Origin of the sequence: Allobosea sp. TND4EK4 (assembly GCF_900156025.1) — a bacterium.
GTDB lineage: Bacteria > Pseudomonadota > Alphaproteobacteria > Rhizobiales > Beijerinckiaceae > Allobosea.
On record NZ_FTMO01000001.1, the window covers coordinates 651,322 to 666,797 of the forward strand.

Annotated in this window: 15 protein-coding genes; 9 read left to right on the forward strand and 6 right to left on the reverse strand. The window is 67.5% G+C overall.

Annotation, left to right across the window (positions count from 1 at the left end; all coding sequences use genetic code 11):
- Positions 1-65: 65 nt before the first annotated feature.
- Positions 66-1,478: an amidase gene (locus tag BW981_RS03190; RefSeq protein ID WP_076436115.1), complete on the reverse strand. Its 1,413-nt coding sequence runs from the start codon at positions 1,476-1,478 to the stop codon at positions 66-68.
- Between the two features lie 11 nt (positions 1,479-1,489).
- On the reverse strand, positions 1,490-2,719 hold the full coding sequence (locus tag BW981_RS03195; RefSeq protein WP_076436117.1) for a M20 family metallo-hydrolase: 1,230 nt from the start codon (positions 2,717-2,719) through the stop codon (positions 1,490-1,492).
- A 131-nt stretch (positions 2,720-2,850) separates the two neighbouring features.
- Here BW981_RS03195 and BW981_RS03200 point away from each other — a divergent pair, with 131 nt between their 5' ends.
- The 4 genes from BW981_RS03200 to mbfA all read left to right on the forward strand — a co-directional run bounded on the left by BW981_RS03200 (position 2,851) and on the right by mbfA (position 7,229).
- Positions 2,851-4,257, forward strand: a complete 1,407-nt coding sequence (locus tag BW981_RS03200) for an MATE family efflux transporter (RefSeq protein WP_076436119.1) — start codon at positions 2,851-2,853, stop codon at positions 4,255-4,257.
- 172 nt (positions 4,258-4,429) lie between these two features.
- Positions 4,430-5,197 (forward strand): L,D-transpeptidase, encoded by a 768-nt coding sequence (locus BW981_RS03205; RefSeq protein ID WP_244560199.1) that lies wholly within the window; start codon positions 4,430-4,432, stop codon positions 5,195-5,197.
- A 143-nt stretch (positions 5,198-5,340) separates the two neighbouring features.
- On the forward strand, positions 5,341-6,150 hold the full coding sequence (locus BW981_RS03210) for a DUF2076 domain-containing protein (protein WP_076436121.1): 810 nt from the start codon (positions 5,341-5,343) through the stop codon (positions 6,148-6,150).
- 122 nt (positions 6,151-6,272) lie between these two features.
- The gene (mbfA, locus tag BW981_RS03215; protein ID WP_076436123.1) at positions 6,273-7,229 is read left to right on the forward strand and encodes an iron exporter MbfA; all 957 of its coding nucleotides are present in this window, start codon (positions 6,273-6,275) and stop codon (positions 7,227-7,229) included.
- A 13-nt stretch (positions 7,230-7,242) separates the two neighbouring features.
- Here mbfA and BW981_RS03220 read toward each other — a convergent pair whose 3' ends face one another.
- Both BW981_RS03220 and BW981_RS03225 read right to left on the reverse strand, forming a co-directional pair.
- Positions 7,243-7,947 carry a L,D-transpeptidase gene (locus tag BW981_RS03220; RefSeq protein WP_076436790.1) on the reverse strand — a complete coding sequence of 235 codons (705 nt, stop codon included), beginning with the start codon at positions 7,945-7,947 and terminating at the stop codon, positions 7,243-7,245.
- 274 nt (positions 7,948-8,221) lie between these two features.
- Positions 8,222-9,640, reverse strand: coding sequence for a lipopolysaccharide biosynthesis protein (locus BW981_RS03225; protein ID WP_076436125.1), 1,419 nt, complete (start codon positions 9,638-9,640; stop codon positions 8,222-8,224).
- Positions 9,641-9,837: 197 nt separating this feature from the next.
- On the opposite strand from BW981_RS03225, the gene BW981_RS03230 reads away from it, so the two are divergent.
- Entirely contained in the window at positions 9,838-10,335 is a 498-nt protein-coding gene (locus BW981_RS03230; RefSeq protein ID WP_076436128.1) for a GNAT family N-acetyltransferase, read from the forward strand.
- Complete coding sequence (locus tag BW981_RS03235; RefSeq protein ID WP_076436131.1) at positions 10,332-11,174, forward strand: DMT family transporter; 843 nt, start codon at positions 10,332-10,334, stop codon at positions 11,172-11,174. The genes BW981_RS03230 and BW981_RS03235 overlap by 4 nt, the downstream gene beginning before the upstream one ends.
- Here the strand turns inward: BW981_RS03235 and BW981_RS03240 are convergent.
- Both BW981_RS03240 and BW981_RS03245 read right to left on the reverse strand, forming a co-directional pair.
- A complete protein-coding gene (locus BW981_RS03240) occupies positions 11,161-11,655 on the reverse strand; it encodes a PaaI family thioesterase (protein WP_076436133.1) in 495 nt (164 codons plus the stop codon). The genes BW981_RS03235 and BW981_RS03240 overlap by 14 nt on opposite strands.
- Positions 11,656-11,730: 75 nt before the next feature.
- A complete protein-coding gene (locus BW981_RS03245) occupies positions 11,731-12,186 on the reverse strand; it encodes a MarR family winged helix-turn-helix transcriptional regulator (protein ID WP_076436135.1) in 456 nt (151 codons plus the stop codon).
- A 215-nt stretch (positions 12,187-12,401) separates the two neighbouring features.
- Here BW981_RS03245 and groES point away from each other — a divergent pair, with 215 nt between their 5' ends.
- The 3 genes from groES to phnD all read left to right on the forward strand — a co-directional run bounded on the left by groES (position 12,402) and on the right by phnD (position 15,444).
- The gene (gene groES / locus BW981_RS03250) at positions 12,402-12,689 is read left to right on the forward strand and encodes a co-chaperone GroES (protein ID WP_047576256.1); all 288 of its coding nucleotides are present in this window, start codon (positions 12,402-12,404) and stop codon (positions 12,687-12,689) included.
- A 48-nt stretch (positions 12,690-12,737) separates the two neighbouring features.
- Complete coding sequence (groL, locus tag BW981_RS03255; RefSeq protein ID WP_076436137.1) at positions 12,738-14,375, forward strand: chaperonin GroEL; 1,638 nt, start codon at positions 12,738-12,740, stop codon at positions 14,373-14,375.
- 157 nt (positions 14,376-14,532) lie between these two features.
- Positions 14,533-15,444, forward strand: a complete 912-nt coding sequence (gene phnD / locus BW981_RS03260; RefSeq protein WP_076436793.1) for a phosphate/phosphite/phosphonate ABC transporter substrate-binding protein — start codon at positions 14,533-14,535, stop codon at positions 15,442-15,444.
- Positions 15,445-15,476: the final 32 nt, after the last annotated feature.

A 15,476-nucleotide genomic window follows, 5' to 3' on the forward strand; every position in this document is an offset into this window, starting at 1 on the left:
GCGCCCGAATCCGGCGCCTTACCTGTTCTGCCCCCCGGGAAGGAGGAAGCTTAAAAAAACAGGGGTTAAACCGATTTGACCGGCACATCGACCCGCGCGAAGGGGCGCGCCTGTTCAAGCGCGGCAGCCGCCCTCAGGACGAGGGCATCCTTGCCGAAGGCCCCGACGATCTGAAGCCCCGCCGGTAGACCGGCAGCGGTCAAGCCACAGGGGACCGAGACGGCCGGCTGCTGGGTGATATTGAAGGGATAGGTGAACGGCGTCCAGCGCGTCCAATCCTCGCCATAGCCGCCATCCGCCGGGGTGTTGCGGCCGACGGCAAAGGCGGGCAGCGGCAAGGTCGGTGTCAGCAGAAGATCGTACCGGGCGTGGAAGCGTGCCATCTGGAGCGCCAACGCGTTGCGCTGGTTGAGCAGTGCCTCGACATAGGCCGATGCAGGGATGCGTTCGCCCAATTCCGCGACGGCGACGAGGCCCGCATCCATGCGGTCGCGGGCCTGCGCATCGACCCCGCGCAGGGCCAATGCGGCACCCGCTGCCCACAAAGTGGTCAGAGTCTCGATGGGATCGGCAAGACCAGGCTCCGCCTCTTCGACGATAGCGCCCAATTCGGTGAAGGCACCGGCAGCGGCGCGGGTCAGCGCGGCGATCTCGGGGTCGACCGGCACGTCGAGGCCGAGTTGCGGCGACCAAGCGACGCGCAGGCCTCGCACCCCGCCCTTCAGCCCGTCGACGTAATCCGGCGGCCGGTTCGTCATCGCCGTCATGTCGCGCTCGTCGGGCTGGCCGATCACTTTCATGGCGAGCGCGGTATCGGTGACCGTGCGGGTCAGCGGTCCGAGATGGGCGAGAAAGCCCATCGTCGAGATCGGCCAGGCCGGCACGCGGCCATAGCTGGGTTTCAAGCCGACGACGCCGGTGAAGGCCGCAGGAATGCGCACCGACCCTGCCCCGTCCGTCCCGATATGGATGCAGCCGAGATTGAGCGCGGCGCAGGCGGCGGCACCGGAGGAGGAGCCTCCCGGCCCGGTGCCTGTATTCCACGGATTGCGGGTGATGCCCGAAAGCGGCGAGTCGCCGACGCCCTTCCAGCCATATTCCGGCATCGTCGTCTTGCCGAGGAAGACCGCGCCGGCCTCGCGCAGCCGGGCCGCCGCGGGGCCATCCTCGGGCGACGGCGCGTCGGAGGCCAGCGCCGAGCCGCGCCGCATCGGCCAGCCGGCCACCGCGATGTTGTCCTTGATCGTGACCGGCACGCCGTCCAGCGGCCCGAGCGGATCGCCCTTCAGCCAGCGCGCCTGCGAGGCCTCGGCCATGGCCAGCGCGACGCTGTCGTCGCGGACGACGAAGGCGTTGATGTCGGGCTCGAAGCGCTCGATCCGAGCCAGCGCATCCTTGGCGACCTCGACGGGCGAGAGTTCGCGGCTGGCATAAAGCGGGCCGAGCTCGGCAGCGGAAAGGGAGGCGATCGTGGTCATTCTGTTCGTCCTCAGGCGTTGGCAACGCGCCAAGCGGTGCTCAGCAGAACATTGGCGCCCGCGACGATATCCTGGTCGGTGCTGAACTCGGCCGGGTTGTGCGAGAGCCCGCCGATGGAGGGGATGAAGATCATCGCGGTCGGGCAGAGACGCGACATCATCTGCGCGTCATGCCCGGCGCCGGAGATCATCCGCCGGACGGGAAGGCCGAACTCGGCGGCGCTGCGCTCGACCTCGGCGATCAGCTCTTCTGCGAACGGCGTGGCGGGGAAGCGCGCCAGGTCGCGGAACGCGATCTCGATGCCGTCGCGCTGCGACAGCTCGGCGCAGAAGCTGCGCACCGCCGCCTCGGCCTGCGCCAGCGACGCATCGTCCGGATTGCGCAGGTCGAGCGTCATCGTCACCGTCTCCGGCACCACGTTGACGTTGGCCGGTTGCACCCGGATCACGCCGACATTGGCGAGCTGGTGCGGGATCGTCTTCGTCAGCTCATGGGCGAAGATGTTGATCCGCGCCGCCGCCAGCCCCGGATCCTTGCGATAGGCCATCGGGGTCGTGCCGGCATGGCTCGGCCGCCCCTTCAGCGTCAGCTCCAGCCAGCAGATCGCCTGGATGCCGGTGACGGCTCCGATGCCGCCGCCTTCGTTCTCGAGGATCGGACCCTGTTCGATATGACATTCGAGATAGGCATGCGCCGGGAGGAAGCCCGGTCTTTCCGCCCCCTCATAGCCGATGCGCCGGAGCTCGCCGCCGAGGCCGACGCCTTCGGAATCCACCTCCGCATGCGCCGCCGCGACCGACATGCCTCCGGCCCAGACATAGGAGCCGAGCATGTCGGGATGAAAGCGCGCGCCCTCCTCGTTGGTGAAGGCGATGACCGCCATGTCGCGTTTGGGCGTGAGGCCGGCATCGCGCAGCGCCGCCAGCACCTCGACGCCGGCGACGACGCCGAGCGCGCCATCGAAGCGGCCACCCGTGCCCACCGTGTCGATATGCGAGCCCATGATGACGGCAGGTCCATCCTCCTGTCCCTTCAGGATACCGACGATGTTGCCGATGGCATCGATGCGGACATCGAGCCCGAGGCCTTCGAGCTGTCCGACGAGCCAGTCGCGGCCCTGCCTGTCCTCGTCCGTCAAGGCGAGCCGCCGGCAGCCGCCCTCCGGTGTCGCACCGATGTGCGCGAGTTCCGCCAGCCGTGAGACCAGACGCCCCTCCTCGATCCGCAGATTGGTGCTCATCGGTCATGCCTCCTTCGATCCGCGAGGCAAGATGCAGGCCGCTCCGCGCCTTGTCGACCCGCCCGGCGCGCATCCGCCCCCTCATACGGCGACTGTCGCACCCCCCGGTTAGCGGCTAGAAGCGGCACCCCATGTCGACGGACCCCGCACGAACCGCCCCCCGCCCCTGGCTTGCCGAGGCCAGCGCCATGCTGACGCTGGGCTGGCCGATGGTGCTGACCAATGTCGCGCAGACCGCGATGACAGCGACGGACGTCGTGATGATGGGCCATCTCGGCCCGGATTCGCTGGCCGCCGGCGCGCTCGGCAGCAACCTCTACATGGCCTTCCTGATCTTCGGCATCGGCGTGATGGCCGCCGTCTCGCCGATGACCGCAATCGAGCTTGGCCGCAACCGACATGCCGTGCGCGACGTGCGTCGCACCGTGCGGCAGGGTTTCTGGGCCGCGGCGACGATGGCCGTGCCGATGTGGCTGGCGCTCTGGCAGGCGGAGGCGATCCTCACCGCGATGGGGCAGGATCAGGCGCTGGCGAAAGCCGCAGCGTCCTATCTGCACACCCTGCAATGGGGGCTGTTTCCCTTCTTCCTTTATCTCGGGTTGCGCGGCTTCGTCGCCTCGCTGCAGCGGCCGGGCTGGGCGCTGGTGGTCGTGCTCTTTGCCGTACCGTTCAACGCCTTTGCCAATTGGTGCCTGATGTTCGGCAATCTCGGCTTCCCGGCGCTCGGCCTGCAGGGGTCGGGGCTGGCAACGGCATCGGCCTCGCTGCTGATGTTCATCGGCCTGGCCCTCGTCGTCTCGTTCGATCGCCGCTTCCGCCGCTATCACCTGCTCGGCCGGTTCTGGGTGCCGGACTGGCAGCGCTACCGCGCCTATTGGCGGATCGGCCTGCCGATCGGCGTCACGGTGGCCTTCGAGGTGATCGTGTTCAACGGCGCCGCCTTCCTGATGGGGTTGCTGGGCGCGACGCAGCTGGCCGCCCATGCGATCGCGATCCAGATCGCCTCGCTGACCTTCATGGTGCCGCTCGGCATCGGTCAGGCCGGGACGGTCCGGGTCGGTCGCGCCTTCGGTGCCGGCGACCGGGACGGCGTGCGGCGGGCCGGCGCGGTCGCCCTCACCCTCGCGCTCGGCTTCATGGCCTGCACCGCCCTGCTGATGCTGCTGGCTCCCGGGCTGCTCGTCTCCCCGTTCCTCGACCCGTCGCGCCCCGGTTCGGCAGAGGTCATGAACCTCGCCATGACCTTTCTGCTTTACGCGGCGATCTTCCAGCTCGCTGACGGCGCGCAGGTCGTCGGGTCCTCGATCCTGCGTGGCCTCGGCGACACGCGCGTGCCGATGATCTTCGCCGGACTCGGCTATTGGGTCATCGGCCTGCCGCTCTCTGCCGCGCTGGGCTTCCTGACGCCGCTTGGCGGGCGAGGAATCTGGATCGGCCTGGCCGTGGCACTGGCCATCGTCTCGGTGCTGATGCTCGGGCGATGGTTCGCACGCGAGCGGCTGGGGCTGATGGCCCGCATGCGGGCCGAGGCGATCTAGCAGCAGCCAGATCGTTGCCTCAAGGCAACACTGCGGCCCGGCCATGTTTCCGCCACATGAAATCCACCCCTCGGCCACCTCGACCACCTTGAAACGCATGGCGCAGGGGCGCAGGGAACCGCGGCCTCGCATTCCCGTTGGTCACCGCCCGCATTTGAACAGAGTCTTTTTCATGCCCTCCGAAAAGCCCGCCGCCTCTCCCCTCGCCCGGCCGACACGCCGGCTTTTCGCTGCGATGACGCCGCTCTTCCTGGCGGCCTGCGTGAGCCAGCGGCAGCAGCCCTTCGAGGTGCAGCAGCCGCCGGGCCGCTATCCGATCAGCCCGGAATATCTCGAAATGTATGGCGAGAAGCCGAACGAGAAGTTCCCGCTGCCGGAAACCGACATCTCAGAGGTCAATCCGAAGTTCCTGCGTCAGGTCGTCGATTATCGTACGAGCGAGCATCCCGGCACGATCGTCGTCGATACCGACAACCGCTTCCTCTATCTCGTCCAGCCGGGCGGCCGCGCGATCCGCTACGGCATCGGCGTCGGCAAGCAGGGCATGTCGTGGCGCGGCCGCGCCACGGTGCAGCGCAAGGCCGAGTGGCCGCGCTGGACTCCCACGCCCGACATGATCCGCCGCGACCCCAAGAAGAACGGCCCCTGGGCCGGCGGCATGCAGGGCGGCCTCGACAACCCGCTCGGCCCGCGCGCGCTCTATCTTTACCAGAACGGGCGCGACACGATGTACCGCATCCACGGCACCTCCGAGCCGTGGTCGATCGGCAAGTCGGTGTCGTCGGGCTGCATCCGCCTGTTCAATCAGGACATCATCGATCTCTATGGCCGCGTGCCGACCGGGACGAACGTGCTCGTGCTCAACCGCGGTACGCTGCAGCGCATGGACGCCGACGAGGCGCCGCCGACCGACGATGACGACTACACGCCGACCTACTGACGGATCTGCCTACTGACGGACCTGCCGGCCGTTTGCGGCCTGTTGCCAAGGCGCGGCCCGATGCCGCGCCTTGATACCGTCACAGCCCAAGCCCACTTCTCTCCTTGCGGCACTTCAGCGCCGTGCAACGAGAGGAGAAGACGATGACGCCGCAAGAACGCGACGTGATCGCCGGGATTTTCGATCGGCTCAAGCAGGCCGCCAATCAGCCCCGCGACCCGGAAGCCGAAGCCTTCATCGCAGAACGCCTGCGCGAGCAGCCTTATGCGCCCTACGCGATGGCCCAGTCGGTCTATGTGCAGGAACAGGCGCTCACCAATCTGCATCAGCAGGTCGAGAGCCTGCAGGCGCAGTTGCGCGAGCTGCAGAACAGGGCACCCGAACCTGCGCCGGCCGCCGGCGGCTTCCTGTCCGGCATCTTCGGCGGCGCTCCGGCGCAGCCGCGCGGCGGCTCGGTCCCGCCGATCCCGCAGCGCGCCGATGCGCAGCCCTCCTCGGCCTGGAACACGCAGCCGACAGCGGCCCCGCAGCCAATGGGGCAACCGCAATATGGTGCGGCGCCCAGTCCCTGGTCCGGCCAGCCGCAGCAGCCCGCAGCTCGCGGCGGCGGCTTCATGGCGAGTGCGCTGACCACGGCGGCCGGCGTGGCTGGCGGCATGATGCTCGGCAACGTGCTCAGCAACGCCTTCAGCGGCGGTTCGGGTGCGGCCAGCAGCCTGGCGAACTCGGTCGGCGGATTTGGCTCCGGCGCCAAGACCGCGGCCTCCGACCAGGGCGCCAAGGATCAGGCGGCCGACGCCAAGGGAGCGGACGACCCGGCACGTGTGGACCAGGCCTCCGACACGACCGGCGGCGAGCAGAGTCCGGCTCTGGAGCAGGCCAATTACGACCAGGGCTATGACGACAGCGACGCTGGCTTCGACAGCGGCTCCGACGACGACAGCTGGGTTTGATTCCGCCTCGTATCTGACATCGACAAGCCCGCCTCCTCCGAGGCGGGCTTTTTTTCTGCAGGGGCTTCCATCGACGTAACCGGGTGATTAGAGTTAGAATAATTCTAATCTATAGGCCGATCATGAAGCGTGTCGACGAACTCAGCGAAGCCGAGATCCTGGCGCTCGCGATCTCCAGCGAGGAGGAGGATGCGCGAATCTACCTGACCTTCGCGCAGAAGCTGCGGGGCACCTATCCCCATTCCGCCCAGATGTTCGAGGATATGGCGGCGCAGGAGCACGATCACCGCCATCGCCTGCTCGCGCTCTATGAAAGCCGCTTCGGCAAGGAACTGCCGCTGATCACGCGGCAGGACGTGAAGGGCTTCCTGAAGCGCAATCCGATCTGGCTGCATGCGGACCTCCAGCTCGACGCGGCGCGGCGCCACGTCGCGCTGATGGAGGTCGAGGCGAGCCGCTTCTATGCGGCCGCAGCCGAGCGCGCGCATGACACCGGGACGCGCAAGCTCCTCGCCGACCTTGCCGAGGAAGAGCGCGGGCACGAGCGGATGGCCGAATCCCTCAGCGAGGACCTCAAGAGTTCAGGTGCCGCCGACGAGGAGGAGGAGACGCGCAAGCGCCTGTTCGTCCTGCAGATCGTCCAGCCGGCACTGGCCGGGCTCATCGACGGCTCGGTCTCGACACTGGCTCCGATCTTCGCGGCCGCCTTCGCCACCCATGATTCCTGGAACGCCTTCGTCGTCGGTCTCGCCGCCTCGATCGGCGCCGGCATCAGCATGGGGTTGACCGAGGCGCTGTCGGACGACGGCATGATCACCGGGCGCGGCCATCCCTGGGTACGCGGCGCGGCCTGCGGCATCGCCACCGCGATCGGCGGGCTCGGCCACACCCTGCCCTATCTCATCCCCGACTTCTGGCTGGCGACGGCGGTCGCAGGCGTCATCGTGACGATCGAGCTCATCGTCATAGCCTGGGTGCGCTATCGCTATATGGAGACGCCGTTCACTTCGGCGATCGTCCAGATCGTGCTGGGCGGCCTCGCGGTGCTGGCGACCGGCATCCTGATCGGCAGTTCCTGAGAACCGCCGTCGCTCACATCACCACGACCTTCGCGCCGACGCCGACGCGCCCGTAGAGATCGACGACATCGTCGTTGATCATGCGGATGCAGCCGGAGGAGACCTCGTGGCCGATCGTGTTCGGCTCGTTCGTGCCGTGGATGCGGTAGAGCGTCGAACCGAGATAGAGCGCGCGGGCGCCCAGCGGATTTTCCGGACCGCCGGCCATGAAGCGCGGCAGATCAGGCCGGCGCTTCAGCATCTCGGAGGGAGGCGTCCAGCTCGGCCATTCGGCCTTGCGCGTCACGGTCTTCACACCGGCCCAGGAGAAGCCCGGCCGGCCGACGCCGATGCCGTAGCGCAAGGCGCGACCACCCGGCTGCACGAGATAGAGAAAGCGCTGCGGGGTATCGATCACGATGGTGCCCGGCTTGTGCGGGCCGTCATAGGCGACCTCCTGCTTGCGGAAGCGCGGATCGACGACGCCCTGGATGCCGGATCGCGACTCGAGAGGCTGGCCGAGCGAGGCCTCCTGCCGCAAGGCGCGCGGACGGCGCCCCTGCTCGAAGGGATCGGCGCCATAGCCTGCAGGCGCGCCCACCTGCTGCCCATAGGCATAGCCGCCGGGCCGGTTGTAGACGGCGCCCGCGCGACCATTCGGCGTCGGGTCGCGGCCGGTCATCATCATCTCGATGAAGCCCCCGCCATAGCCGGAGCGGCCCTGCGCCGCGCGCAGCATCGGGTCCTGCCGCTCGACATAGCCGTATCCCTGGGCCAGCACCGGCGCGGCAAGAACAATCGAGCCCAGGCCAATCAACAGCGGAAGGAAACAGGCGGAACGCATGGCGCAACTCTTTTCGACAACGACCGGCAGAGAGGCTGCGGAGCAAGCCGACAGGAAAAGGTGAATCCGCAGCGGTTTCCGCACCGTGCCAACGCCGAAGCCGCGAATTCGTTGCATTAACCTTAGCGATCGGCGAACCGACAGGGTTAAGGCCGTGTTGCCTGGCCGATCATCCGTGCCGGCGCAGACGACGCAGCAGCAGCCCGCGCCAACCGGCGACGTCGCAGGCGAGAACCAGCCCGCCATAGATCGCGACGCCGAGCGCTCCCTGGAGCAGCAACTCCAGCGGAGCGAAGAAGCGGCCCTGGAGCGGCCACAGCAGCGCCGCCATCAGCCCCGTCGCCGCAACAATCGCAGCGAGGTCCTTCAACGAGGGCAGGCAGGGCAAGGCGCGCAGCACGAGGACTGCCGTCAGGAGCAGTACCGCCAGAAACGCCGCGCTCTGCGCCAGCGAGGCAGCGAAACGGCCGAACGTGGCCGAGAGCGTAAAGACCACCGCAAGGTTGATGGCCAACCCCAGCAGCGCGGCCAAAGTGGTGACCAGCGTGCGCTTGTCGAGAAGGAAGACAGGATAGAGCGCCGCCTGGAAGATCGCGAGGGCCGCGAAGCCGGGCAGCAGAAGCGAAAGATGGGCGGCAAAGCGCCCGCGGAACTCCGGCGGCACCAGCAGTGCCTCGAAGGCCGGCAGCACGACCCAGAGCCCGGCCGCAGCCGGCAGAACCACCGCGAGCACCACGACGATGTTGCGCGAGACCTGGGCAAGCGCGACCTGGCGCCCCTCCTTTTCGCCCAGGTTCAGCACATGCCGCAGCGCGACGATCTCGATCGTGGCGCCGAGCGTGCCGAAGAGCCTGAGGCCGATATCGGAGGCGAGCGAGAAATAGCCGGCCTCGGCCAAGCCCTGGGCATCGGCCAGCCAGCCGCGGTTGATCAGCGGGATCAGGGAATAGACGGCGTTGCCGGCGACCAGAGGCAGGCCGTAGCGCAGAAAATCGCGCGCAAGATCGCGGCGGAACAGTCGCGGTGCCAGCGGGCCATCGGAGAGCGGGCCGCGCACGCTCAGCACGGAGACGATGGTGCCGAGGAGACCGCCCAGCACCACCACCACCGGATCCCGCGTCGCCCAGGCGCCGCCGACCATGAAGAGCAGCACGACGACGCTGCGCACCAGGATCAGCCGCGCATAGACCCGGTCGAGAAAACGGCTGCGGGCGATCGCCCCGTGATATTCGAACCAGCCGGCACCGACGCCGGCGAAGATCGCCGCCGCCAGCAGTGCCGGCGGCAGGCCGAGATCGAGGCCTGTCGCATAGGCGAGGATCGGCAGCGTACAGAGCGCCAGCGCGGCACCGGCGAAAATGAGGTCGAGCGTGGCGCGAGTGCCGGGCTGGCTCGTGCGGGCCTGCTCGGAATAGAAGCGCACAGCCGAGAGCTTGATCCAGTCCAGCCCCGCCGTGTTGATCAGGATCACGGTCGCGGCGGCGATGGCGTAGAGCCCAAAGGCAGCGGGGCCGAGAAACAGGGCGATCAGCAGCCCCAGCGCGAAATTGAAGCCCGCATTGATGACGAAGGGCAAAAGGACGGTCATCGCGGAACGTTCATCTCGCCTTGTGGGCAGCCCCGACTCATGCGCGGTCGGACTGGCGCGAATCTGACCTACCGGTTGGCGGGGCTCTTTCCAAGAGAGAGCCGGGCGGGCCGCTCGCGTGGACCCCTGCGGCGCCGGCATGCCGGGATGCGGCCGGCCGCCTTTGCAATCGTTGCATTTGCACCTAGAGGCGGGGCATGACGAGCCTGCCCACCATCCGCGACGCGACCGATGCCGATTCCGAGCCGCTGGCGGCGCTGATCGCCGCGAGCTTTGCCGAATATCCGAACTGCCATTTCGTCTGGGACGAATTTCCGGAATTGCGCCAGCCCGCAAGCGCTTTCGCGGCGAAGGGCGGGCGGCTCTGGGTGGCGGATGCTCCGGGCGGCGGCATTGCGGGCTCGCTTGCCGCCACGCCGGTGCCCAGCCAGAACGCGGTCGAGATCACCAAGGTCTATGCCGATCCGGCCTTTCGCGGCTCCGGCCTGGCGCAGGCCCTGTTCGCGGAGGCGCACGGCTTCGCGCGGGCGGGGGGCTTCTCCGAGATGATGCTGTGGTCGGACACGCGCTTCGCACGCGGACACCGCTTCTACGAGAAGCTCGGCTTCCGGCGCTGGCCGGGCGAACGCTATCTCGCCGACGTCTCCGAAACTTGGGAATATCATTTCCGCCTGCCGCTCGGCGACGCCCGATGAGCATTTCCACCGCGCTGCGGGCCGCACTCGGCATCGCCCTCCTCACCGCCATGGATGCGGTGATCAAGGGGCAGATGCAGCAGCACGGCTTCCTGCTCGCGCTGTTCATGCGCTTCGTGATGGGCGGCGCGACGGCGCTGATCGTCCTCGCCATTGTGCGCCCGCCCCGCCCGACACGCGCGAGCTTGATCGGCAATCTGGCGCGCGTCCCGCTGGTCGTCATGACGGCGGGCAGCTTCTTCTATTCGATTTCGGTGCTTCCGCTGGCGGAGGCCCTCACCCTCTCCTTTCTCGCGCCAGTCTTCGTAGCGCTGCTCGGCGGGCTGCTGCTGAAGGAGAGGATCGATCGGCGCGTTCTGCAGGCGCTCGGCTTCGGCCTCGCCGGTATGCTGGTAATGGTCTGGCCGCGCCTGCAGGGTCATGTCGGCGGCGCCGGGCTCGGTGTCGCGGCAGCGCTGTTCTCGGCAGTCAGCTACGCCTTCAACCTGATCCTGCTGCGGCGGATCGCGACGCGCGAGCACCCGACCGTGATCGTCGCCTTCCAGGCGGTCGGCCCGGCTCTGGTGCTGGCGATCCCGGCGCTACAGGTCCTCCAGCCGATGAGTTGGACCGACCTCGCGCTCTATGCCGCAGCCGGTGTGCTGGGCGTGTCCGGCCATCTCATGCTGACATCGGCCTATGCCCGCGCGGCCGCATCGAAGCTCGCGGCGATCGAATATACGGCGCTGATCTGGGCCAGCCTGCTCGGCTTCTTCTTTTTTGCAGAGGTGCCGCTCTACACGACGCTCGCGGGCGCTGTCCTGATCGTCGCCGGGGCCGTCGCGGTCAGCCGGCGCTAGGCTGCTTCGGCGGCTGCGGACGAAGGACGAGGCAGGTTTCCGTGCCATGGGCGAGCAGCCTGCCGGCTTCGTCGTGAAGGCTGCCTTCCGTGGTGATGACCGACCCGCCACGATGGATCAGCCGCCCCTCGCAGCGGACCGTGCCGCTCTCCGGCATGACCGGGCGCACATAGTTCAGCTTCAGCTCCAGGGTGGTGTAGCCCTCGCCCGGCTTCAGCGTCGCATGGGCGGCGCAGGCCATCGCCGAATCCAGGATCGTCGCCGTCCATCCCCCATGAACCGTTCCAAGCGGGTTGAAGAAGCGCGTGGATGGACGGCCGCTGAAGACGACGCGGCCCTCCTCCGCCTCGATGAGATCGATGTCGGAGGCCTGCGCGAAGGGCGGGGCCGGATGCCTGCCCTCGATGATGCCGCGGATGAAGGAGAGCCCGTCTTCGGCGAGCAAGGTCTCACGGCCGACCACCCCGAAAACGCGTTCCATATCCGCTCCTTTATGGTGTATCTACACGATATCGGGCGGAGCTTAGCTCGTCAACCTGGCCACGGGAGCCCTTCGTCAGTCGCTCTGGCGCGCCGCCCGGCGCAGCGCCCTGAGCCCGTCCCGGGTCTCGCGCCAGCGCTCCGGACCGACGGCGCCCTCGATCTTATCCTGCGCGGCACGCCAGTGGGGGATCGCGGCCTCGATGGCCGCCCTGCCCTTGTCGGTCACCCCATAGATCGCCGCCCGGCCGCGGCATTCGACCGGCTCGACCATCCCCTCGGCCGCCAGAAGCTGGAGGTTGCGGGTCAGCGAGGTCCGCTCCAGAGCGAAGCGCTCGGCGAGCTCGGTGATCGACTTCCACTGGCCCGTGCTCAGCGCCGAGAGCAGAACGAACTGCGTGATCTTCAGCCCGCTCGGACGCATCGCCTCGTCATAGGCACGGGTGACGGCGCGCGCCGTCATCCGCACATGCAGCGCCACGCAGGAGCGAGCGATGTCGTCGAGACGCGGATCGGGCGCGGGTGTCGTCATGTCGCCATGTTAGCGTGTTCTGAGGTGCGCCGCAGCCTCGAAGCAGACTTGGCCGACCGGGCGTTCACTTTATCGCGCGCTGCTTTCTTGACTCTCAGCAGGGCCGAGCCTATCTCCGCCTCACCTGTTAGCACTCCCGTACATTGACTGCTAACAGCCAGCCGGGGCCCCTTCGCGGCACCCGAAACGAATGATACCGAGAGGAAGACAGAACCATGAAGTTCCGTCCGTTGCATGACCGCGTCGTCGTCCGTCGCCTTGACAGCGAAGAGAAGACCAAGGGCGGCATCATCATCCCCGAGACCGCCAAGGAAAAGCCCCAGGAGGGCGAGGTCATCGCCGTCGGTTCCGGCGCGCGTGACGAGGCCGGCAAGCTCGTTGCCCTGGACGTCAAGAAGGGCGACCGCGTCCTGTTCGGCAAGTGGTCGGGCACCGAGGTCAAGATCGACGGTCAGGACCTCCTGATCATGAAGGAATCCGACATCATGGGCGTCGTCGGCTGATAGCCGCCTGACCGCTCTCTTCCGTTTCAAGTTCAAGGAGTAGCTCTCATGGCTGCCAAAGACGTCAAATTCGGCACTGAAGCCCGCGACAAGATGCTGCGCGGCGTGGATATCCTCGCCAATGCCGTGAAGGTCACGCTGGGTCCGAAGGGCCGCAACGTCGTGATCGAGAAGTCGTTCGGCGCTCCGCGCATCACCAAGGACGGCGTCACCGTCGCCAAGGAGATCGAGCTCGCCGACAAGTTCGAGAACATGGGCGCCCAGATGGTCCGCGAAGTCGCTTCGCGCCAGAACGACCATGCCGGCGACGGCACCACCACCGCCACGGTTCTCGCCCAGGCGATCGTCCGCGAAGGCGCCAAGTCGGTTGCGGCCGGCATGAACCCGATGGACCTGAAGCGCGGCATCGACCTTGCGGTCGAGGCGATCGTTTCCGATCTCAAGAAGAACTCGAAGAAGGTTACCTCGAACGCCGAAGTCGCGCAGGTCGGCACCATCTCGGCCAACGGCGACTCGTCGGTCGGCGAGATGATCTCGAAGGCCATGCAGAAGGTAGGCAACGAGGGCGTCATCACCGTCGAGGAGGCCAAGACCGCCGAGACCGAGCTCGACGTCGTCGAGGGCATGCAGTTCGACCGCGGCTACCTCTCGCCCTACTTCATCACCAACTCGGAGAAGATGGTCGCCGAGCTGGAAGATCCCTACATCCTGATCTTCGAGAAGAAGCTGTCCTCGCTGCAGGCGATGCTGCCGATCCTCGAGGCCGTGGTGCAGACCGGCAAGCCGCTGCTCATCATCGCCGAGGACGTCGAGGGCGAGGCTCTCGCCACGCTCGTCGTCAACAAGCTCCGTGGCGGCCTGAAGGTCGCGGCCGTCAAGGCTCCGGGCTTCGGCGATCGCCGCAAGGCCATGCTCGAGGACATCTCGATCCTGACCGCCGGCCAGATGATCTCTGAAGACCTCGGCATCAAGCTCGAGACCGTGACGCTCAACATGCTCGGCCGCGCCAAGCGCGTGCGCATCGAGAAGGAGAACACCACGATCATCGACGGCGCCGGCAAGAAGAAGGACATCGAGGCTCGCGTCGGCCAGATCAAGGCCCAGATCGAGGAGACCACCTCGGACTACGACCGTGAGAAGCTCCAGGAGCGTCTGGCCAAGCTCGCCGGCGGCGTCGCGGTCATCCGCGTCGGCGGCGCGACCGAGGTCGAGGTCAAGGAGAAGAAGGACCGCGTCGACGATGCGCTGAACGCCACCCGCGCCGCGGTGGAAGAAGGCATCCTGCCGGGCGGCGGCGTCGCCCTGCTGCGTTCGCTCCAGGCCGTGAAGTCGATCAAGACCCAGAACGACGACCAGAAGACCGGCGTCGAGATCGTCCGCAAGGCGATCATGGCTCCGGCCCGCCAGATCGTCGACAACGCCGGCGATGACGGCGCGGTCGTGATCGGCAAGCTGCTCGAGTCGAAGGACTACACCTACGGCTACAATGCCCAGACCGGCGAATACGGCGATCTGGTCAAGGCCGGCATCATCGACCCGACCAAGGTCGTGCGCACGGCGATCCAGGACGCGGCTTCGATCGCGGGCCTGCTGATCACCACCGAGGCGATGGTTGCCGACCTTCCGAAGAAGGACGCCCCGATGCCCCCGATGGGCGGCGGCGGCATGGGCGGCATGGACTTCTGAGGACGTCCAGCTTCTCGCAAGCGAACAGGAGAGGCCCGGCGCAAGCCGGGCCTCTTTTTCTTGAGGCTCGGAACGAGCCCGATGACGAAAGCGACACGGAACCGTCGCACCGGCGCAATCCGTGACTGCTGTGCTCGTCTCCAACGGAGACAAGCCCATGCTCACACGCCGCGCGCTTCTGGCCGGTCTTGGCGCCAGCGCCACCCTGCCTGCCTTGGCGCAGGAGGATTGGCGGCGCAGCGTTCCCGAAGTGCGGATCGGCGTCTCCTCCGCCGAGAACGAGGCGGGCGCGATCGCACGCTATCAGCCGCTGATGGACTATCTCTCCGGCAAGCTGGGCGTGCCTGCCAAGCTCTACCGCGTCTCCGACTACGCCGGCCTGGTCGAGGCGGTTCGCGCCGACCAGATCGAATTCGCGAGGTTCGGCCCGGCTGTCTACGCGCTCGGCCGGCGCGTTCTCGGCGACCGCCTCCAGCCGCTCTTCCGCGATGTCGACCAGCACGGCCAGGAAGGCTATTTCTCGGTTATCCTGGTTCGCAGCGAGAGCCCCTATCGCTCGCTCGCCGATCTGAAGGGCAAGACCTTCGCCTTCGCCGATCCGAACTCGACCTCGGGCTTCGCCTTTCCCTCCTATTTCATGCGCAAGGAAGGGGTCGATCCGCAGAGTCATTTCGGCGCCACCGTGTTTTCCGGCGGGCATGACAATTCGGTGCTGGCGCTGGTGCGCGGGCAGTTCGACGGGGTCGCGACCTATCAGGTCAATGCGGAAGCCGGCGTCGCGCAGCGCCTCGCCAGCCGGAAGATGATCCCGCAGGGCTCGACGCGGGTGATCTGGACCTCGCCACTCATCCCGGCCAGCCCGTTCTGCACCCGGGCCAACCTTCCCGAGGCGCTGAAGACCCGCTTCGTCGCGGCGATGAACGCGATGAAGGACGAGGCGCCGGACATCTGGAAGACCTTCACCGACGGCCACATCTCCCGCTATGCGCCGGCCCGGCATGACGACTATCTCGACGTCATCGCCGTGATCGAGGACCTCGACGCGCAGCGCAAGAAGCGGCGCGACTGACGCGCAGCCGGCCCGTCACCCGACCTGGTGCC